Origin of the sequence: Nibrella saemangeumensis, from assembly GCF_039541915.1 — a bacterium.
Classification (GTDB): domain Bacteria; phylum Bacteroidota; class Bacteroidia; order Cytophagales; family Spirosomataceae; genus Nibrella; species Nibrella saemangeumensis.
Genome location: NZ_BAABHD010000079.1, coordinates 17,803 through 38,154 on the forward strand (window position 1 = coordinate 17,803; position 20,352 = coordinate 38,154).

Annotated in this window: 18 protein-coding genes; 5 read left to right on the top strand and 13 right to left on the bottom strand. The window is 51.9% G+C overall.

The features are described 5' to 3' along the window. Nucleotides 1-22 precede the first annotated feature (22 nt). Together ABD949_RS23055 and ABD949_RS23060 are read left to right on the top strand one after the other, a co-directional pair. Nucleotides 23-1,372, top strand: coding sequence for an HlyD family secretion protein (locus tag ABD949_RS23055; protein ID WP_345247408.1), 1,350 nt, complete (start codon nucleotides 23-25; stop codon nucleotides 1,370-1,372). Continuing rightward, the gene (locus ABD949_RS23060) at nucleotides 1,369-2,772 is read left to right on the top strand and encodes a TolC family protein (protein ID WP_345247410.1); all 1,404 of its coding nucleotides are present in this window, start codon (nucleotides 1,369-1,371) and stop codon (nucleotides 2,770-2,772) included. Before ABD949_RS23055 ends, ABD949_RS23060 begins: the two co-directional genes overlap by 4 nt. A gap of 60 nt (nucleotides 2,773-2,832) precedes the next feature. Here ABD949_RS23060 and ABD949_RS23065 read toward each other — a convergent pair whose 3' ends face one another. From ABD949_RS23065 to ABD949_RS23125, 13 genes are all read right to left on the bottom strand, one after another. Beyond that, nucleotides 2,833-3,261, bottom strand: a complete 429-nt coding sequence (locus ABD949_RS23065; RefSeq protein WP_345247412.1) for a VOC family protein — start codon at nucleotides 3,259-3,261, stop codon at nucleotides 2,833-2,835. 81 nt (nucleotides 3,262-3,342) lie between these two features. Beyond that, nucleotides 3,343-4,095, bottom strand: coding sequence for an HpcH/HpaI aldolase family protein (locus ABD949_RS23070; RefSeq protein ID WP_345247414.1), 753 nt, complete (start codon nucleotides 4,093-4,095; stop codon nucleotides 3,343-3,345). Between the two features lie 12 nt (nucleotides 4,096-4,107). Further along, the gene (locus ABD949_RS23075) at nucleotides 4,108-4,563 is read right to left on the bottom strand and encodes an ester cyclase (protein ID WP_345247416.1); all 456 of its coding nucleotides are present in this window, start codon (nucleotides 4,561-4,563) and stop codon (nucleotides 4,108-4,110) included. A 148-nt stretch (nucleotides 4,564-4,711) separates the two neighbouring features. Continuing rightward, nucleotides 4,712-5,311, bottom strand: a complete 600-nt coding sequence (locus ABD949_RS23080) for a DJ-1/PfpI family protein (RefSeq protein ID WP_345247418.1) — start codon at nucleotides 5,309-5,311, stop codon at nucleotides 4,712-4,714. A 46-nt stretch (nucleotides 5,312-5,357) separates the two neighbouring features. After that, nucleotides 5,358-6,134, bottom strand: coding sequence for a DJ-1/PfpI family protein (locus ABD949_RS23085; RefSeq protein WP_345247420.1), 777 nt, complete (start codon nucleotides 6,132-6,134; stop codon nucleotides 5,358-5,360). A 46-nt stretch (nucleotides 6,135-6,180) separates the two neighbouring features. Beyond that, the gene (locus ABD949_RS23090) at nucleotides 6,181-7,023 is read right to left on the bottom strand and encodes an MBL fold metallo-hydrolase (protein ID WP_345247422.1); all 843 of its coding nucleotides are present in this window, start codon (nucleotides 7,021-7,023) and stop codon (nucleotides 6,181-6,183) included. A 33-nt stretch (nucleotides 7,024-7,056) separates the two neighbouring features. Next, nucleotides 7,057-7,395 carry a hypothetical protein gene (locus ABD949_RS23095; protein WP_345247424.1) on the bottom strand — a complete coding sequence of 113 codons (339 nt, stop codon included), beginning with the start codon at nucleotides 7,393-7,395 and terminating at the stop codon, nucleotides 7,057-7,059. 51 nt (nucleotides 7,396-7,446) lie between these two features. Then, nucleotides 7,447-8,259 carry an FAD binding domain-containing protein gene (locus ABD949_RS23100; RefSeq protein ID WP_345247426.1) on the bottom strand — a complete coding sequence of 271 codons (813 nt, stop codon included), beginning with the start codon at nucleotides 8,257-8,259 and terminating at the stop codon, nucleotides 7,447-7,449. A 4-nt stretch (nucleotides 8,260-8,263) separates the two neighbouring features. Continuing rightward, a complete protein-coding gene (locus ABD949_RS23105; RefSeq protein ID WP_345247428.1) occupies nucleotides 8,264-11,149 on the bottom strand; it encodes a molybdopterin-dependent oxidoreductase in 2,886 nt (961 codons plus the stop codon). A gap of 29 nt (nucleotides 11,150-11,178) precedes the next feature. Next, complete coding sequence (locus ABD949_RS23110; protein ID WP_345247430.1) at nucleotides 11,179-11,571, bottom strand: nuclear transport factor 2 family protein; 393 nt, start codon at nucleotides 11,569-11,571, stop codon at nucleotides 11,179-11,181. A gap of 38 nt (nucleotides 11,572-11,609) precedes the next feature. Then, the gene (locus ABD949_RS23115; protein WP_345247432.1) at nucleotides 11,610-12,056 is read right to left on the bottom strand and encodes a hypothetical protein; all 447 of its coding nucleotides are present in this window, start codon (nucleotides 12,054-12,056) and stop codon (nucleotides 11,610-11,612) included. Nucleotides 12,057-12,102: 46 nt separating this feature from the next. Continuing rightward, nucleotides 12,103-13,845, bottom strand: coding sequence for a thiamine pyrophosphate-binding protein (locus ABD949_RS23120; protein WP_345247434.1), 1,743 nt, complete (start codon nucleotides 13,843-13,845; stop codon nucleotides 12,103-12,105). A gap of 57 nt (nucleotides 13,846-13,902) precedes the next feature. Continuing rightward, nucleotides 13,903-14,730, bottom strand: a complete 828-nt coding sequence (locus ABD949_RS23125) for a type 1 glutamine amidotransferase domain-containing protein (RefSeq protein ID WP_345247436.1) — start codon at nucleotides 14,728-14,730, stop codon at nucleotides 13,903-13,905. A 1,264-nt stretch (nucleotides 14,731-15,994) separates the two neighbouring features. Here ABD949_RS23125 and ABD949_RS23130 point away from each other — a divergent pair. Genes ABD949_RS23130 through glgX form a run of 3 tightly spaced genes read left to right on the top strand, consistent with a single transcriptional unit; the run spans nucleotide 15,995 to nucleotide 20,305 of the window. Next, on the top strand, nucleotides 15,995-17,821 hold the full coding sequence (locus ABD949_RS23130) for an AGE family epimerase/isomerase (protein WP_345247438.1): 1,827 nt from the start codon (nucleotides 15,995-15,997) through the stop codon (nucleotides 17,819-17,821). 22 nt (nucleotides 17,822-17,843) lie between these two features. After that, complete coding sequence (locus tag ABD949_RS23135; protein WP_345247440.1) at nucleotides 17,844-18,182, top strand: anti-sigma factor antagonist; 339 nt, start codon at nucleotides 17,844-17,846, stop codon at nucleotides 18,180-18,182. A gap of 5 nt (nucleotides 18,183-18,187) precedes the next feature. Further along, entirely contained in the window at nucleotides 18,188-20,305 is a 2,118-nt protein-coding gene (gene glgX / locus ABD949_RS23140; RefSeq protein WP_345247442.1) for a glycogen debranching protein GlgX, read from the top strand. Nucleotides 20,306-20,352: the final 47 nt, after the last annotated feature.

The window sequence follows — 20,352 nt, forward strand, 5'->3', positions numbered from 1 at the left end:
GTACTTAGATGACTGATTATCCATGCTAAATTTATCAAGACAACGGGTAGACGAAACCATTTTTCAGCACTACCGGCTTCGTACGCTGCATACCCTGCCTAATCTGCAGGCCGGACGGCGGTTGGCCAGGTTATTGCTGTTTATGCTGGCCATGCTGCTTATTGTCCTGTTTATGCCCTGGCGGCAGAACGTAACCGGTGAGGGCTCGGTTACTGCCCTAACTCCCCAGGATCGCCCGCAGACGATTCAGAACGCCATTGCGGGCCGGATCGAGCGGTGGGCTATTCAGGAAGGCGAATACGTCCGTAAAGGGGATACGCTGGTCGTCGTCTCGGAGATCAAGGACGAATACTTTGACCCGAATCTGCCCCTCCGGCTTCAGGAGCAGCGGTCGGCCAAAGAAGGTAGCATGGAGGCTACTGTGGCTAAAATTGCGGCTCTGGACGGGCAGATTGAGGCCCTGCAGGCCGGTTTGAGGGTGAAGCTGGAGTCGGCCCGTAACAAGGTGCGGCAGTCTCAGTTTAAGGTCGTCAGCGACAGTACCGACCTGATTGCCACCCGCAATAACTACCAGATTGCCCGGGACCGGCTGGAGCGGTTTGAACGAGGGTATAAAGAAGGTCTGTTTTCCCTGACCGATCTTGAGTCACGCCGACTGAAGGTCCAGGAAGATTACGCCAAGGTGATTTCTCAGGAAAACAAACTGAATGTATCGCGGCAGGAACTAATCAACGCCCGGCTTGACCTGACCAACATTCAGGCCGATTACCAGGAGAAGCTGGCCAAAGCGATGTCAGACCGCAGTTCGGCGGTCTCGTACCGGGCAGAAGCCTCCGGGGAGATTTCCAAGATTCAGAATAAAATATCAAGCGTTGATGTTCGTCGGGGTATGTACGTCATCCGGGCTCCGCAGGATGGCTACGTGGTACGGGCCCTGAAAGCGGGTATTGGTGAGACCATAAAGGAAGGCGAGTCCATTGCTACCCTGCAACCGGATTCACCCCTGCTGGCGGTTGAACTGTACGTACGGCCGATGGATGTGCCGCTCATTTCGCGGGGGCGCACGGTCCGGCTGGAGTTTGACGGCTGGCCGGCGGTCCAGTTTTCGGGCTGGCCACTGGTGGCGGTTGGTACATTTGGGGGTGAGGTGGCCGTGGTGGATGCGGTCAATAGCCAGGGCGGCAAATACCGGCTGCTGGTTAAGCCGAAAGACGACGATCATCCCTGGCCCAAACAGCTTCGGGCCGGGTCTGGTGTCTACGGCTGGGTCATGCTGGACGATGTACCGGTCTGGTATGAGATCTGGCGGCTGCTGAACGGGTTTCCACCGAGCCTGAATGAAGAACCTAAAGCGCAGGAGCCAAAGAAATGATACCAGCTGTCTTGTTATTAACTGTCCTGTGGACGGCCGAGCCGGATACGACTGTACTCACGGCCCGGTCGTTCTATGAGGTTGTTGCGCAGAATCATCCCCTGGTCCGGCAGGCAGCTTTGTTCAACGACGAAGCCCGTCAGGAGGTGCTCCAGGCCCAGGGTGCCTTTGATCCAAAACTGCTTGGTGAGTACTACCGGAAAGATTTCGGAAATAAACTCTACTACGATAAATGGCTGTCGGGCCTGTCGGTGCCGGTATGGCTGGGCGGGGCCGACATCAAAGTTACGCATGAACGCAACCGGGGCTCGTTTGTTAATGCCGAAGACCGGATGTCGACCCCTGGCCTGACGGCGGTGGGCATCAACATACCGGTGGGGCAGGGGTTGCTGATCGACGCCCGCCGGAATGCCTTGCGACAGGCAGAACTGGCGGTAACCCTAGCCGATGCCGACCGGCTGAAGCTCATTAACAAGACTCTGTTTGATGCCGCTAAAACGTACTGGGACTGGTATGTAGCGTACCAGCAATACGTGCTAATTCAGGAGGGGTATCAGCTGGCTGATGTCCGGTACCGGGCTGTTCGCCAGCGTGCCCTGCTCGGCGATGCCGCAGCCATTGATACCACCGAAGCCCTGATTACGGCGCAGGACCGGTTGGTGCAGCGCCAGCAGGCCGAGGTAGACTTACAGAATGCCCGGCTCCGTATGTCGGCTTTTCTGTGGAATACCAACAATCAACCAGTCGATTTACCGGCAAATGTGGTTCCGCAGGCTTCTGGTCTGGCGCTTGCCAACGAGGAAGTGCTGCAGTCGCTGCTGAACCGGGCGGCCGAGCAACACCCCGACCTGACCAAACTCGATACCAAGTTCCGGCAATTGGTGCTGGAAGAGCGCTTCCGGCGCGAAATGCTGAAGCCGCAGGTAAATGTCAACGCCAGTCTGTTGAGTGGCACGGCGCTCGTTGGCGGGCCCAATGACTGGCCAATGTACTACTCGTTCCGACCGGCCAACCACAAGATCGGCGTAGACCTGGTGTTTCCGCTATTTCTCCGGAAGGAGCGGGGAAAGCTTCGTCAGGTACAGATCAAAGCCCAGCAGGTAACGCTGGAGCGGCAGCAGACCGGCCGGTTTATCCTGAATGCCGTGCAGGGAGCCTACAATGAACTTAAGGCGCTGGAAAACCAGATTGCCGTCCAGCAACAGGCGGTGGCTAATCAACGCGTCTTACTTCGGGCCGAGCAGCAGAAGTTCGAGATCGGGGAGAGCTCCCTGTTCTTGGTAAACGCACGGGAGGCCAAACTGATCGATATGGCGGTAAAGCTGGCGCAGTTACGGGCCAAATACCAGAAGGCCGTGGCCGAACTGTACTTTACCGCCGGAACCAGTACGCCGATCTAAACACCCGCCAGGTCTGAAACCAGAAGATGCCGGTGAAACCGACCAACATAAATGGCCTGGTTAAACCGGGTTTGCCTCGTCTGTATACCCCTGGCTTATTTCGACAATGTTTCCGTCCGGATCTTTCACCCAAACGGTTTTCCAGCCGGGTATGAAATCGCTGAAATCGAGCGGGCCCAGGGTTGGTACGGCAGCGTCTCCCATCTCGGCCAGTTTAGCGTCTACATCGTCGACCTGGAAAGCAATGTGGCGGATTGCCGAAAAATGTGGACCGTCGCCCGTCTCAACTTTGGGGCTTGTAGTTTCGGCGTCGGCCCGGAATAACTCCAGGTAAACGTCCTGGTCGTTTTTCAGGAACACAATCGCATTGTCTTCGCCCAACGGAATGACGCGGGCCCTGGAAAAGCCAAAGTGAGTAGAGTAGAACTGCTCAATGGCAACCGGATCTGTGCAGGATAAAGCGATGTGGGAAAACTTTAGGGTAGGCATAATGGTCTCTGCTGGTCAATTAAGTTTGGCTACTACGTTCGTATTGAAACAGCCCTGCCAGGCGGCAGGGCTGTTGATGAATCAGGCGTTTTTTACCGTTTCAAGCACATTTTTGGCTGATGAGGCCAGTAAAAGGACATCAGCGCCTAATGTCAGCAGCCGGAATCCCTCCTGGATACGGGCCTTGGCCTGATTAGGGTCTCCGACAAACGCACCGCAGGGAATACCCGCTTGATTGCAGGCCTGCAGGACCTTCTGGATTTCGGCTTCTATCTGCGGATTCCCCAGATCATTTTGCAGGTTCATACTGCCCGCTAGGTCCAAGGCTCCGATGATCACACCATCTAACCCCTCCACCTGTAGGATTTCGTTGATATTCTGAACTGCCGTAACGTGTTCGATCATAAAGATCGTGGCTACTTCGTCGTTAGCCGACTTTATGTAATCGCCCAGCCGGAGTCCATACCCCTGAGCACGAGCCAGGCCAATTCCTCGCTCCCCTAAGGGCGGGTATTTGGTAAACTTTATGGCTTTCTCGGCTTCTTCGCGGGTATTGACCGAGGGGATGAGGATTCCGTCCGGGCCAGTGTCCAGAACGCGCTTGATGATCGTCTGATCGTTGCAATCAACGCGTACCACGGTACTGGTGCCGGTTCCCGAGATAGCCTGAAGCTGGGCCATAATCGTCTCCAGACCCATGGTTGTGTGCTCGGCTTCAATCCAGACCCAGTCAAAACCGAGGTGCCCTACTAACTCTGCAATGATTGGATTGCCAATTGTTAAAGTTAAGCCATATACGATTTCACCAGAATTCAGTTTTTGCTTAAAGGTCATGATCCAGGGCGATTATACCATTCCGAGTTCCGTCATCAGGGCATGCGAGTCGTACGAATACCACGTTAATTCGGCCAGCTTGCCTTCGGCAAACCGGCACAATATGTTATACCGGAATGTAATTACTTTGCCGTTTGGCGGGGTTCCATCAGGCAATGGACCCGTGAAGGTACCGGTGTAGTTAAGCACCAGCGTGACAATTTCGCCCTCACCGAAAAGGTGTTCGATATTATGAGAACCATCCGGAAAGGCAACTTCCTCCGTTACGTAAAAGAATCCGCTTAAAGCCTGATTGCCATGAAGATCACCGGGCACAAAGTGGGTATGGCCTACGAAATCTTCCGACACAAATTCGAGATATTCATTGAACGTTCTGGCATCGTTGTTTTCAACAATAAAGCGCATGATCGCTTTATAGCGCTCAATTCCGTGAGCCTCCGGAATGGCCGTTTTGGAGAGTGTTTGCATGATTTTTAGAATTGAAAGTGAAAATGAATGTGGTAGTACTGATACGGATAATTCTACTAAAAAGGAGCAGCTATCTACATCGCGGTGCAGATAACCACTCCTTTGAATTACTTAACGTCTGGAGCAGCGGATAAAAATGCCGATAACGCTAGGCTGTTTCAAGAGCAGGAACCGGTTCTGACTGCTTGGAGAGGATTTCGATTATCCTCTTGGCAAACAAGTGAGCGTGCCCCCCTGAGCGGCCGGTTACCAGATCATCATCCACAACCACATCTTCGTTGGTATATACCGCTCCATAAGCCTTGGCATCGCCAATCAGGTTATTATGACAAACCAGCGGCCGGCCTTTCACCAGCTCTGTGGCCGGAGCCACCAGCCAGAGTCCATGACAGATTATACCTTTCAGGACGCTTTTCTCGGCGAATACCCGCTTGAGAAACTCGGTGGCTGGTGGAATTTTCGTCACGTCTTCGGTGTAACGGAGCCGGTCAGATACCATCCCGGAAGGGACAATAATGGCCGCGTAACTCCGCAGTTCTTCGTCGCTCATGTTCTCGAAACTTTCCGAGCAGTCCATGGGTACTTTGTATTCATGGCCGTGAAAAGTGATGCGCTCCTGACCCCAGAGCCGGGTCAGAAAATGCAGGTCGGCACCCTCTTCCGGAAAGCGATACTTGTAATAGAAAATCTCGTTTTCGAAGTAATCGCTTTCCAGAAGAATACCGATTTTTTTGCCTTTTAGCTTCATGCTGTTGGATGGCTATGATCACCAGAAGGTGATCCGTCAGGATTGCTTAAGCCGGTACTTCGGCTGATACGGACAGAACCTCAACCAGCTTGTTACCAAACGCGATAGACGACTCAACCGATAGGGCGGTAACGAACGGATGGTCGTACATTACCTGTGGTTTCTCGCGGTTAGCGGTTGGGTCGGAGTAAACGCGTCCGCCTGGACCGACAGCATCCTCGACGACTACGCAAAGCGGGAAAATGAAACCCTGCGTTACCAGATCGGTTCCCGCATTCTGGGAATTCCGGCGCGACAAGGGATAATTCAACGGACCCGTGAAGTCCCACTCACGCGGGTGAGCCACAATTTTTTTGCCGTAAATGATACTGCGGTGTAAGGTATCCGTATCCCGAGCCCAGACAAACGCCCCAACGGCGTAGCAGAGGGCCCCGAGTATCTTACCCTGCGCGTATGCGTCAACACACAGCTTATGCACAAACGGGTTGCCTACCAGATCGAGCGGGGAACCGGGACCGCCAACCAGCACAAGCACATCGTAGTCGGCCATGTTGGCATCTTCTATTTTGATCGGATTATCCCACTCACCGTTATCCAGAATTTCATTGATGCGATCAACCACTTCACCTGGATTGACATGGTAGTTCTGCATCGGATCAATAAAATTTTTATCAACGCTCAGTTCGAGTGGTAGTGGCGTAATACCTTTTGGCGTAGCCAGCGTAACGTCGAAACCAGCTTTGTTCAGCGCATCCCAGGGAGCTTGCAATTCTTCTCCCCACAAGCCCAGGTTCGATGCCAGAATTAGTACTTTCTTGCTCATGGTATGTAGAAAATTAACAGTTAATTAAGGTTACTTTTTCAGATAATCAGCCCTGTGCATTGTACAGCATAAACGATGACAAATAGAGCATATCGGGTATCTTGTACCCTGGATAATGCGTCATGATTTTGCTGATCATTTCGTTGCCGTCGGTTGTCGACAGGACAGTTAGTTTAACAAAGCTGAGGTAGTCTATCATGCGGTCCAGGGCACTGGCGTCGGTCGGTAAGCCGTGGCCGGGGAAGATGACTTCATAACCCTCTGCTTTCAGTTCTTCCAGAATAGCCGTCCAGGTATCAAAGCAATACGCTTTGGTGTAATAATCCCGGTCACCGAAATACGGATACACACCGTTGTACACCGTATCCTGGGCGATGAGCACCTTCAGTTGGGGTATTTTAATCATCACCGAGTAAACGGATTCTGTATCAGTAAGCTTGACATAGTTGAGTTGTAGTCCGTCAAGCTCCTCGCTTTCGATATCCAGCACGTTGGTTGGCATCGTAATCACCTTCGTCACGGCATCGCCAAACTGCGGTGTTTTGCTGTCGAGCATACCCTGACCGTAGTTCTGAATTTCAAAGATGGTTTCTGACCGCGCATATACCGGTGCGTCGGGGAAAACCTCCAGGCCGGCCCAGTGGTCGGGGTGGCAGTGGCTGATGATGAACTTATGGATGGGTTTACCCAGGCTTTCGATATAGCTCTTGACTTCCAGCGCCTGACTCCTCAGTAACTGCGCATCAACAACGACCAGGGACGACGGGGTTTCAATGATTTGCGTGCAAACCATTTCCGCCGACTCCGGACTCAGGTAACTATGGATGGTATAAGGTCCTTTCTCTAGCTTTGTAATAGTGCCGGTAGCGGTCCCTGTCGTGGTATTCATATCTGCGTTGGTTAATAGGGGTGAGGAGCAATTTTATTTAATTCCGGAAAAATGACGGAAGATCTTTCCGTCTTTCATGTACAGTGCATCGTAAACTTTGGCCGGGCCATTGGTCGTTTCGATAGTCGCTTCCAGAAAGATGCTGTCATCGGTAATGGCCAGTTTTTCGGTTGATTTGAAGCCCCGGTAGATATACTTCAGGTATTCGTCCAACTGCTTTTTCAAAGCTTCTTTACCCTTCACGTAAATAGGCTCGTCGGCTACCAGCAAAATCATCTGTGCATCATCGTGGTAGTCATGTTCGACCAGCTCGTTTGCGTCGTTTTTGGCCAGCAGCTCCAGGTGGTTTTCGTAGAACGCGTGATTATCCATAGCTTAAGAAATTGTCTGTTATGTTGGAAAATAATCAGGTAATCAATCCCGTCAGGACACACCAATGGTGGAAAGTGCCCGATTAATGAGCACCTTAATCAGATGGCGCTGGAACCCGGCAGGCACAGTGGTCAGCCAGGTAGCCATGGTCTGTTCCAGTTGTAGCTGACTGACCGATCCGTCTACGCCATCAAAGCGGGCCGGGAAGGGTGTAAAACCAGCTACAACCAGTCTGGTTTGGTCCGCCTGTCCCTCCGCAGTCCTGCGAAAGCCCACCGCTATGCCTTTACGGGCATGCTGGCCGGGTAGTTGTTCCAGCGGTAGATAGGTGCAGGTAACATCCTGATTAAGGGGAACAACCACGCCTTTCAGCAGTTGGCCCGACGTTAACAGGCCCGACGACCCATTCTGGAGCAGTTCAGTAATCGCTACCCGCTTCTCACCTGCCTGGGTGGCCAGTACGGCTTCTGCATCTAGGGCTGCCAGTACGGCCAGGACAGGGCCATGGATAGGGCCACCCTGGTACAGTGCCCCCCCAATGGTGCTATGGTTACGCAGGTGCGGGTCCTGAATGGTGTTCACCGCTTCCGCCAAAGCCGGGATACCAGCCAGGGCGGAGTGCCTGGACAGGTCGGCGTACGTCACCAGGGCGCCGAGTTGAACGTCGCCGGCCGTAGCGTCAATGTTCGCCATCCCCGGTATTTTACGCAGACTGACCAGCGTTTGCGGTTGCGCTATGCCCTGCTTCAGCTGACCGATCAACGACTGATCACCGGTTAATACCTGTTGACCATCCTGGCCCACCAGGCTCAGGGCCTCCTCCAGGGTATCCGGAGCGGCATAAGTATAAGAGGTTCTGATCATGATCTTAAGCGGTTACGGGTTCAGATGCGTGCAGGACCTGCCAGATTTTTTCCGGCGTTATCGGCATATCGATATGCTCGACGCCCTGCTCCGCGAGTGCATTACAGATAGCATTAACGATGGCAGGGGCAACGGGCGGATTGCTGACGTCACCAGCGCCTTTAGCGCCCAGCGGATTTGAAGCCGATGGTGTTTCTGTCCGCAGCAACTCGATTTTCGGCAGCCAGCCTGCTCTCGGTATCTGGTAAGAATCGAAATCTTTGGTGATAACCAATCCTGTTTCGGGATCGTACCGGGCCTCTTCCGACAGTGCCTGACCAATACCGAGCGCAATGTTTCCGTAACTCTGCCCATCCACAACCTGCGGATTGACAACCACGCCAAAATCATTGACCGCGATATACCGCTTCAGCGAGACAGCGTAGGTCTGCTGGTCAACTTCAACCACGGCAATGTGCGTACCGAATGGGAAGTTGAAGTTTTTCGGGTCGAAGTAAGCGGTAGCTTCCAGTCCCGGGTCCATGCCTTCGGGCAGATCCCAGGCAAACCAGAGCATCAGGGCAACCTGCTGCAGCGACATAACTGCCTGATCTGGGGCGGGTGTTCCAATTACCTTACCGTCTTTGTATTCGATCAGGTCAATGGGCATCTTAAATAGGTAGGCGGCATATTCGCGGGCTTTCTGAATGATCTTCTGACAGGCCTTCTGCACCGCCGGGCCTTCTACGCTCAGCGAACGGCTTCCGTAACTGGCCTGTCCGTAATAGATCGGATTAGACGTGTCGGAGTGCTTCAGCGTAATGTAGTCCATAGGAATCTGAAGCTCCTGGGCCGCAATCTGCAGGAAGGTGGTATCCTGCGACTGCCCGTGCGGTTGGGCACCGGTGGTGATAGCTACTTCGCCCGAAGGAGCTACGTGGATATAGGAACTGCCCCAGGTGCCGCTCATCAACCCTTCGCCCGCCATTTTACCGGAGTTACCTACCCCGGCTACGGCAACGTACGACCCAATACCCAGACCCAGCCATTTGCCACGGGCCTCGGCCTCCTGCTTCATGGCCGGCAGGTCGGCGTAACCGGCTTTCTCCAGCGCCATGTCGAGGAGTTCCTCGTACCGGCCCGAGTCATAGGTCCAGCCTAAACCATTCTCATACGGGAACTGGTCAGGTTTAACCATGTTGATGCGCCGGACCTCGGCCGGATCTTTACCGATCTTCCGGGCAAACAGGTCGATCATCCGCTCCATGAAGAAAATAGCCTCGGCTCGTCCTGATCCCCGCATCGGTGCGGTAGGTACCTTGTTGGTGTAGACTACGTTGACCTCGTAACAGGGATTCGGAATCGCATAGGCACCGGTGATACTCCGGCCGATCAGCGCTAACGGCTGACCAGGCGCATTGATAACCGGGTAAGCCCCAACGTTGCTGAACGCCCGGCAGTAGAGTGCCGTAATCTTTCCGTCTTTTGTGCCGGCAATGGTGCCGTACTGCACCTGATCGCGTGACTGGGCAGTATTGCGGGAAAAGCCTTCCCGGGTATCCACCCATTTTACCGGTCTGCCCAGCACTTTGGCCATCCACAGCACCAGAGGAGTATCCGGGTACAGGTTTCCTTTGCAACCATTACTTTCGCCGATGGCTGGTACAATCACCCGCATTTTGTTGTAAGGAATACCCAGCACGTACAGAGAAATCAGGAGCCGGTGCGGGAATGGGATCTGTGTATTGGTCCAGAGGGTATACTGATCCGTAACGGCATCATGATTCGCTAACACACCCCGTACCTCCAGCGTATTATGCATCATCCGCTGGTTGTAAATACGCTGCTCTACAACAACCTCAGCATCGCTGATGGCCTGTTCTACCGCCGTCTTGTCGCCAAAAACGGTATGGATCATCAGGTTATTGGGGGCCGTTTCGTGGAGTTGAGGAGCGCCTTCGCTCAGGGCTTCTTCCGGATCGAGAACGACCGGCAGCGGCTCATAATCAACTTTGATTTTAGCGAGGGCATCATACGCCTGCTCACGCGTTTCAGCAACTACGGCCGCGAGTTGGTCGCCGGCAAAGCGCACACGGTCGGAGGCAAAAACACTATGCGATCCCGGTACAATGCCGGAGGGGTGAGGCAGAAAGTGGCTTTCAATATTGGGTGGTACCCAGATAACCGGCATTGGCATGATATGCTGCATGGTGTCCTGGGCCGTAAAGATCCGAACCACCCCCGGCATTTTGGCCGCTTCCGAGGTATCAATGCCTTTGATGATCGCGTGTCCGTGCGGACTCTGCAGAATGGCAGCATGGAGCATACCCGGCAGCGACATGTCCGCAATAAACTTAGCATCTCCGGTCAGTAAATCCCGTGTTTTTCTGGTTTTGACCGAATCACCAATACCGCCATTATTAACAGCCGCCGACTCCTGACCATTCAGCCCTACCATGTGACGGGCGGCAGTTTTTACCGCGTCGATTATCTGCTGATAGCCGGTTTCCCGCGACAGATTGCCCTGCATCCAGGCTTTGATATCGGCTTCGGTTGGAGAAGGGTTGTTTTCCAGGAGTTCGGCCATTGCCATAATGGTACCGGGCGTTGAGAACCCGTTCTGAACGGCAAAATGCTCCCAAAACGCTTCCTGTAACGGATGGAGCTGGCCATCGGTGGCTAATCCTTCGATGGTTGTTACCTGAGCGCCTTCGGCTTCTACGGCCAGCACCTGACAACTCTTGGTGGCTTTGCCATCAACAAGAACGGTACAGGTTCCGCAGGACCCTGAGCCACATCCCCACTTTGTTCCTGTAAGGCCGCCCTGCTCACGCAGCAAGTCAATCAGCAGCGTACGTGGTTCAACGTCAGCCCGTAACGAACTTCCATTGACAGTTAAATTAAGATCCATAAGTAGAAAAGGATATAGGGTACAGGAATCTAAGCCAGTGAACCATCCGGATGCTGTACCATTCCGGCAAAGTGAATGGCAATCCGGCCATCGCGCAGTACCCAGCTATCGGCAAAGCGCATCTGGCTTTCGCCATCCTGGGTAGTCATGGTAATCTGTTCGGTAATCATGAGCGTTTCAGGATCTTCGGTCTCGGCCCAGAAAATGATTTCGGTCTCCAGACCATCAATTCCCAGAATGCCCTGCATGTGCTCACGTATCTGATCCCGTCCTTTGTAGATGATCGGCTTTTTCGTAAAGCTGCTGATCAGCAGGGCATCGTCAGTGTACTGGTCAAGTAATGCGTCAATGTTTTTATCCAGAATGAACTGGATGTGCGAACGGTACATCTCACCAAGCTTGGAGCTGGGTACGTTTTTCATGGTCGTTTTACGTCGGGGGTGAATGGTGGTTGGTCTGGTTACAGCGTAGCCGAACCTTCGTGGTATTTCAGATCGTCAACAATATAGGTCGTAACGATCGGCGCATTTGTTTCGGGAGAGTACGCTACCTCCCAGGTTTGATAGGCATCCAGTTTGATGCGCTTACTGAACGGTTCGGGCGCATTCCAGACACTGGCTTCCCACTGCACAACCACTTTTACGTTGGCGGTATCCCCGTTAATGGTCGACTCAACGAATTTTACGGTATGTACCTCGTCGAAGAAGATCCGGATCACGCGCTGGTACCAGCCTTCGAAGCCGGCGTATCCGTAGACCGTAGCTTCGGGAAAAACCATTTTCAGTTCTTTATCGGCGAGCATCGGCAGAATCTCAACCATAGGCACATGGACATCGAGTTTACGATACCAATCTTTTGCCATTTGCTCGATGGCTTCGCTGGTCAATAGAGTTTCACTGGTAATCATGACTTTATGGGAATTAGTGAATGAATGATGTGACAAACTGGTTTAACTACACCGTATCGGCCAGCACTCGGGCTGATGACCGGGTTCTCTTCTCAACCGCTTCCGGTTTTACGTCGCCCTCTACTACCAGATCGATCAGGAAAGGCTGATCGTCGGCGAGCATGGCGTCAATGGCGTCTTCGATTTGGTCCGGATGTTCAACGCGCATGGATTTAATACCCATAGCCTGCGCAATCTGATCGAACCGGATGGCCGGGTACGACAGATCGAAGCTAATGGGAAATTCATGCTTGCCGATATTCCGCTCTTTCCAGTACTGGTCGATATTGGCCTGTAGCAGCTTATACGAGCCGTTATTACAGATCACGTATTTGGCCCCGATGCGATGCCGCAAATCCGACCATAAGGCCTGGATGGTGTACATGGAGCCGCCGTCGCCGGTAAAGCCAATTACCGTAGCGTCGGGGTTATAGAGTTTAACGCCCATAGCACCGGGTATACCGACACCCAGGGAACCGCCCCGGGTTACGAAATAGTGGCCGGGCTTACGCGGAGGAACATACCGGGTCAGGGCCGGTGAGGAGGTCAGCGCTTCGTCGAAAATAATGGTATTCTCCGGCAGTCGGCGGGCCAGAGCCTCGGCGAAGTCGGCCATGTGCAGGGGCGTACTGCCGCTTGTCTTCTGATCAGCCTCCAGTTCGGCCTGAAGTCTGGCCTCTTTAGCCTGTCTGATCTCATCGGTGCGTTTTTGGGCAGCCGACACCTGTTCGGGTGTCATGATTTCCTGTAACGCATCCCGCAGGGCAATCAGGGTCAGTTTAGGATCACTGACCGCGCCCAGCGTCACTTTATGGTTTTTGGCTATTTCGTAGGCGTTCAGGTCGAAGTGAATCACCTCGGCACCCGGCGCGTAAATGTCGCCCAGGTGGGGAAATACCTCCGGCACCATATACGTACCCACAACCAGATTAACGTCGCCTTTGCTGGTAATGGGGTGGCTGTAGTCGCCAAACATATGCCCAGTGCTTCCCTGATACAGCGGATGGGTGTAGTCCATGATGAAATCACCGTAATCGACTCCATAAACCTCACCACCCAACAGTTCGGCTACCTCCCTCAGTTCGTCGGTCGCGCCCGAGTAGGCCACACCGTCGCCGATAAAAATCATGGGCTTCCGGGCGTTCGCCAGTTTCCCGGCGGCTTGCCGGATTATGTCCGGATCGGGAGCTACCCGCGTTGAGGGTATGAACGTCGGAAATACCTCTTCCTCATTTACCGCGTCCAGCATATCCATGGGCAGGCAGACATACACCGGCCCCATTGGTGCCGTGCCGGCAATTTTGATGGCCCGGCGCAGGGTACGCAGCAGCGAACGCGGATCAGTTACCATAGTAGAATACTTGGTAACGGGGGCCATCATGGCAACCAGGTCGTTGGCCATCTGAGCGTCCATGTTCAGGTAGCTTAATCCGGCGTCACCCCCAATCACTACCAGGGGCGAATGACCGCGTTTGGCCTGATACAGGGCACCAACGCCATTGCCGATACCGGGCGAACTGTGCAACTGGACAATAGTCGGTTTCTGCGAAGCACGGGCATAGCCATCAGCCATCAGCACGGCCACGCTCTCCTGCAGGGTCAGGATGTATTTCATGTCCGGATAGGACTCCAGTGCATCCAGGAAGCCTTGTTCGACCGTGCCGGGATTACCGAACATGTGATCCATTCCGTCGGCCAGGAACTGCTCGATGATTGCGAAGTTTCCTGTCCTTTTTGATTGCTCTGCCATACGTTAATATTGTTGTGAATACCGAATTAAGGGGTAACAAGTATCAGCAGACGGGTTTTACCACCCATAGCGCTTCAGGCCATGATCGAGCACGTTGACAAACTGTTCACCAAACTCAAACGAGCATTGGAGGGAGCGGGCCGTAATGAACGGATAATCCACAATCACGGACGTCCCTTTACCGAAGTTGCCATGGTACTGGCCATCCGGTCCAACCGCGTCGGATAGAATATACTCCAGTACATATGGCGGTGGCCCCATATTCAGATCGGTATTGAGGAAACCTGTACCATCGTGGTAGTCGTATTCAATGCAGTGGCCCGTTACGTGCTTACCGCGAATGATAGACCTCCGCTCGTTGAAGTCACGGGCAAACACCAGCGGAGCCACCCCGTAACAGATAGCGCCGATCGGCATGTTCTTCTTATAGAAGCCCAGAATGATATCGTGTACACGCTGGTTGTTGACAATATCAATAATTGGTCCGCTACCACCCACCAGCAGCAGCGCTGCATATTCTTCGGTGAGTTTATTCTGAGCTTCCTTCACATCGCTGAAATATTGCTCAAATTTTCTCAGGAAATCAGGTGATGAAAAATAAGGCCTTTCGGGAATCTCTTCCGACATATTCCGGCGCTGTTCGAGCCGGTTAGTAGCTTCAAAGGCTTGTACTTTTTCGGCAGCCTCAGGCGTGGTTACACACATTCCCAGCGGGGGATCTACATACGTAGTATCGAAGCTGGGAGGTAACGCCTGTGCTTTTTTGCCTTTCGGGGTCATAAACTCCACCGTATAGCCGGCCTGCTCCAGTTTCTCAAGCGGGCCCACCAACTCAACACCCCAGTAACCGAACTCTGATAAGATAGCTAGAACTTTCTTTGACATAAAGTCGAAGTTTTTAGTGAATGGCTTAAATGTTACTTAGAAATAGGGCAGGAAGAAACTCCTTAGAAAGTCGAATTTAACTAAAAGCAGAACTTTAGTAGTTAAACCGAAGCGTTGGCCGGAAGCCTCCGATGGAAAGCTGTTCCAAATGTTGTAAAGAACCTCACCAAACGCAAGAGTTATTCCATATTTTAATTTTTTGATAACGTGTTTACCCTGGCTGGTAAGATCTTGTTACCCAACTAGTTTAAAACAGGGGCAATATAGGCGTTGTAGGTATCGATCTGGTAAAATGAGTTAGTGATCGGTAATGATGTACCACAAGTTATCGGCGTATGTGACTGATAGTGACATACTTATCTTATAATTTCACTCAATGCTGTGAAACCGCCGGGGTAAGACCCCGGTCTTCATTACAGACTGGGCCAACCATTTGGTCAGTAACGGGCACCGGGCGGCCGGAGTCTGATTTTCCGGTGGGCTGTACGGGTGAGCCAGACTTGTATGGTTACCATCTGATTTACCATGTCAACTAAAATGCAGGTATGGCAAAGGTAAATTTAATGTTTCACAGGCACTTAGGGCATTACCGATTACTAAACTGTGCTGTTTGGAGTAGCTCTCCAGTGTAAGAGTAATTACTTATTAATCAGCTGGTTATTTGTGCCGGCTAATTGTCCTTCTTCAGGGCCCCAATCGATAAAGTACCTAATAAATTATTTCATTTGCAATCTAGTGTTACAAAACATATGTTTACGCAGAAAATAAAAGGGCATATTTAGAGTGGAATGAATAAAGAACCGTAATAGTTGCTTATCTTTCCAGTGCTAATCGGTCTTTAGACCTGTCCCGTGCCGCAAGGCAAGTAGATGTTTTCTGAACTTCCTGGCAGTCAAGCACTGACTGAGACTCCTCAGAAACATATCCTCTAAACATGTTGGTCTGTCTGATGCAATATAGTTATGCAGAAATCAGGCTGACTAACAATTCTCTCCATAATCTTTTCCGGGGCCGCCAATTTGATGGAACCGGGAATAGGTTGAAGTGCCAAACAATATCTGATTCGATACGCAGCTGAGTACTATACCTATAAAGTACTGAAGCTGTAAACAATAATAGCCCAAGGTCAACCCAGCAGGGGTTAATAGAATTAATCCCTGTTCATGCATTTGAACTGCTACTGTTGTAGCAGGGAGTTGTTGGGCCGTAGTTAGCCAGCTCCTATAAATCCTTTTTCACAACCATATACGTACACTATTTTAATATGAAAATCGATTTTACCTTTTCGGACACAATCGCCGGGTACATTTTAGATTTTAACTCTGCGGAACGATCGTTTACCGTAGAAACACCGGATAAACGGCAGTTTAAGCTAAACCTGATAGCCTCTACGTACGCCAAGGGAACCCGGAACCTGAATGAGCCTTATTCAGATGCGACGGGTGTGCTGCGCGAAATGCTGTCCCAGAAAGGCCAATTTGTATTCTGTTACGGTACATTCTATCCCAACGGGGATAGTGAACCCATTTTTGAGGTCCAGTGGATGGTGTTCCCGGGGAGTCAGCCTGGGCAATATCGTCAGGAAGAGCAAAACTGGTGGATCAACCAAATCGATTCGATTGCTTCCAAATACCTGCAATGGCAGTTTAATCACCCGCATGACAAGATAGATTATAAAAATTACCGGACGATCCTGCACCTGGCCGGGGCTAAAAAAGGAGATTATCTGCAGGAAACCGACACCATTTCCAGGATGATCTATGGCTTTGCGTCCGCCTATCTGCTGACGGGTAAAGATGAATTCCTGGAAGGAGCCGAATTGGGAACCGAGTACCTGCGTGAGCACATGCGGTTCTACGACCAGGACGCCGACCTGATTTACTGGTACCATGGCGTTAAAGTACAGGGCGATAAAGAGACCAAACTGCTCACGTCGGAGTTTGGCGATGATTATGATTCTATCCCCATGTATGAGCAGATCTATGCGCTGGCCGGTCCGACTCAGACGTACCGCATCACGGGCGATAAGCGGATTATGTCCGATATAGAAAAGACCATTGATCTGTTTGAAAAGTACTATAAGGATAATGAGAAGGAAGGCTATTTCTCCCATGTCGATCCGTTTGCGTTAGACCCCCGCGCTGAATCACTGGCCCATAACCGCGCCCGTAAAAACTGGAACTCCGTGGGTGACCACGCACCGGCTTACCTGATCAACTTGTACCTGGCAACCGGTGAGCAGAAGTACGCTGACTTCCTCGAATATACGTTTGATACCATCACCAAGTACTTCCCGGATTACGAGAATAGTCCGTTCGTGCAGGAGAAGTTCCACGAAGACTGGAGCAAGGATCAGACCTGGGGCTGGCAGCAAAACCGGGCCGTTGTGGGGCACAACCTGAAAATTGCCTGGAACCTGATGCGCATGCACTCGCTGAATCCGAAGCAGGAGTATCTTGATTTTGCCAAAAAGATCGCCGAAATCATGCCGGCTGTCGGCTCTGACCTGCAGCGGGGGGGCTGGTACGATGTGGTTGAGCGCGAGAACCCGATTGGGGGCAAGTATCACCGCTACGTGTGGCACGACCGTAAAGCCTGGTGGCAGCAGGAGCAGGGTATTCTGGCGTATCTGATACTCCACGGTATTCTGAAGGATGAGGAATACAAGAAATTAGCCAGGGAGTCGGCTGCGTTTTACAATGCATTCTTCCTGGATCTTGATGATGGAGGGGTCTATTTCAATACGTTTGCCAATGGAATGCCTTACCTGCTTGGCAACGAGCGGTTTAAAGGCAGCCACTCCATGAGTGCCTACCACAGCACAGAATTGTGTTATCTGTCTGCGGTATACACCAACCTGCTTATCACGAAGGAGCCAACCTATTTCTACTTCAAGCCATACCCGGATTCGTTTAAAGACAACATCCTGTATGTGTCGCCGGATATTCTGCCCAAAGGCAGTGTTCATATCAGCGAATGCTTTATCGACGATCAGCCTTACAGCAATTTTGACGCCCAGGCGCTGACGGTAAAATTGCCGGAGACAAGTAAGCAGGTTCGGGTAAAAGTTCTAATTAGTCCGGTTCAGTAAAGACATCAACGCTTATAGACCAATGGAAGTAACGGTTAAGTCTGAAGAAGGCATCACTGTCATTGAAGCCGCAGGGAATATTGACAGTAAAACAGCGCCTGAGTTCCAGAATAGTGCCGTATCGGCGGCCGAAGGAAAAGACAAAATTATAATTGATCTGACAAAAGTAGAATTCCTCTCTAGTGCCGGCTTGCGGGTATTATTGATGATCTACCGGCAGATTAAAGCGAATAATGGCCAGGTGGTCTTAGTAGGAACATCGGAGGATATACAGGATGTCATGGCAAATACCGGGTTTTTAAACTTCTTCATTTTGGCCGAAAACCTTGAAGAGGGTATTCAAGCATTTAAAGAAGTATAAAACTTATGGCTGATATACGGATCGACTATTATCCTACCCATGAAGAGCAAGGGATAAAGTTTAGAAGAGGGCATGCCTTGCCGTTTGGGGCCACAATGGTACCTAACGGTGTAAACTTCAGTATCTATTCCAGCGCGGCCACATCCTGCTCCCTCGTGTTGTTCGAACGGGGAGAACCGGAACCATTTGCAGAGATCACCTTCCCGGATGAATTCCGCATCGGCAATGTGTATTGCATGATTGTTTTCGATCTGGATTTTGAACGACTGGAGTATGGCTACCGGATGGATGGGCCGTTTAACCCGGAGCAGGGTCACCGGTTTGATAAGAGTATTATCCTGAGTGATCCCTACGGCAAAGCCATTGGCGGCCGGGACACCTGGCTGGCCAAACCAAACTGGGATAACATATACCCCTACCGGTCAAGACTGGCTTTTGAAGATTTCGACTGGGAAGATGACCGGCCGCTTGAGTTGCCCATTGAGGACCTGGTCGTGTACGAAATGCACGTCAGGGGCTTTACCATGCACCCGAGTTCTGAAGTCAGAAATCCTGGTACGTTTAGTGCTATCCGTAGCAAGATTCCTTATCTGAAAGAACTGGGCATCAATTGTATTGAATTGATGCCAATCTATGAGTACGATGAGTGGGAAAACAGCCGCGAAAACCCGGTAACAGGAGAATTACTCATCAATTTCTGGGGTTACAGCACGGTTAACTTCTTTTCGCCGAAGGCCGGTTACGCGGCAACCGGGAAGTTCGGGATGCAGGTCGACGAATTAAAAACGCTGATCAAAGAACTGCACCAGAACGGTATCGAAGTCTGGCTCGATGTGGTATTTAACCATACGGCAGAGGGAGACCACCGGGGGCACACTATTTCGTTCCGCGGGATCGATAACAAGACGTATTACATGCTCACGCCGGAAGGATACTACTTTAACTTCTCCGGCACCGGTAACACCCTGAACTGTAATCATCCGGTGGTACGGAATATGGTACTGGATTGCCTGCGCTACTGGGCGGCCGACTACCATATCGACGGGTTCCGTTTTGACCTTGCCGCCATTCTAGGCCGGGCGCAGGACGGTCGTCCGCTCAGCAATCCGCCGTTGCTGGAGTCTTTGGCGCACGATCCGATTCTGGCTAAGTGTAAGCTGATTGCCGAGGCCTGGGACGCCGGCGGTTTGTATCAGGTTGGGTCGTTTCCGGCCTATGGACGATGGGCCGAATGGAATGGAAAATACCGCGATAACCTGCGGAAGTATCTAAAGGGAGATGAAGGTCAGGTAGGGGATATGGCCCAGCGGATATTGGGGTCACCGGATTTGTATTACCAGCGCGGACCAACGGCCAGTATCAATTTCATCTGCTGCCACGACGGCTTTACCCTCTACGATATGTTTGCCTATAACACCAAGCATAATGAGGCAAACGGTGAGAATAACAACGACGGGGCCAACGATAACCACTCGTGGAATTGCGGCTGGGAAGGAGAAACGGACGATCCGGCGATCAATCATCTCCGCCATAAGCTCATAAAAAACGCCTTCGCCATTCTGATGGTCAGCCAGGGCGTGCCCATGGTGCTCATGGGTGATGAGATGGGCCGCACGCAAAAAGGGAATAACAATACCTATTGCCATGATAGTGAGTTGAACTGGCTCAACTGGTCCCTGATGGAAGAGAATTCGGATCTGTATAGTTTTGCCAGACATACCATCCGTTTCCGGCAGGCTCATCCCGTTTTGCGAAACTCAAAGCACTTCCAGCACCGAGATTATGTGGGCAGCGGCCTCCCGGATGTCAGTCTCCACGGCGTGAGCGCCTGGTTTCCCGACTGGTCAGAATCGAGCCGTGCGTTTGCCGTAATGTTTTGCGGAGACCATGCCAAACAGGGTTCAAGCAAAGATGACGTAATCTACGTCGCTATGAACATGTACTGGGAGGGGCTGGCCTTTGAATTACCTCATTTACCAAATGAGAAAAAGTGGTACCTGTCTGTCAATACCGATTTGCCGCATCCGGCCGATAGCTTCGAGATTGGGGCGGAACCCCTGCTCGACCAGCAGAACACGGTTTGGGTCGGATCACGCTCGGTGGTAATTCTGGTGGGCCGGTAAGTCGCTGGTTTTTTAATTTTAAATCTAACTTTTAACATAAAAGAGAG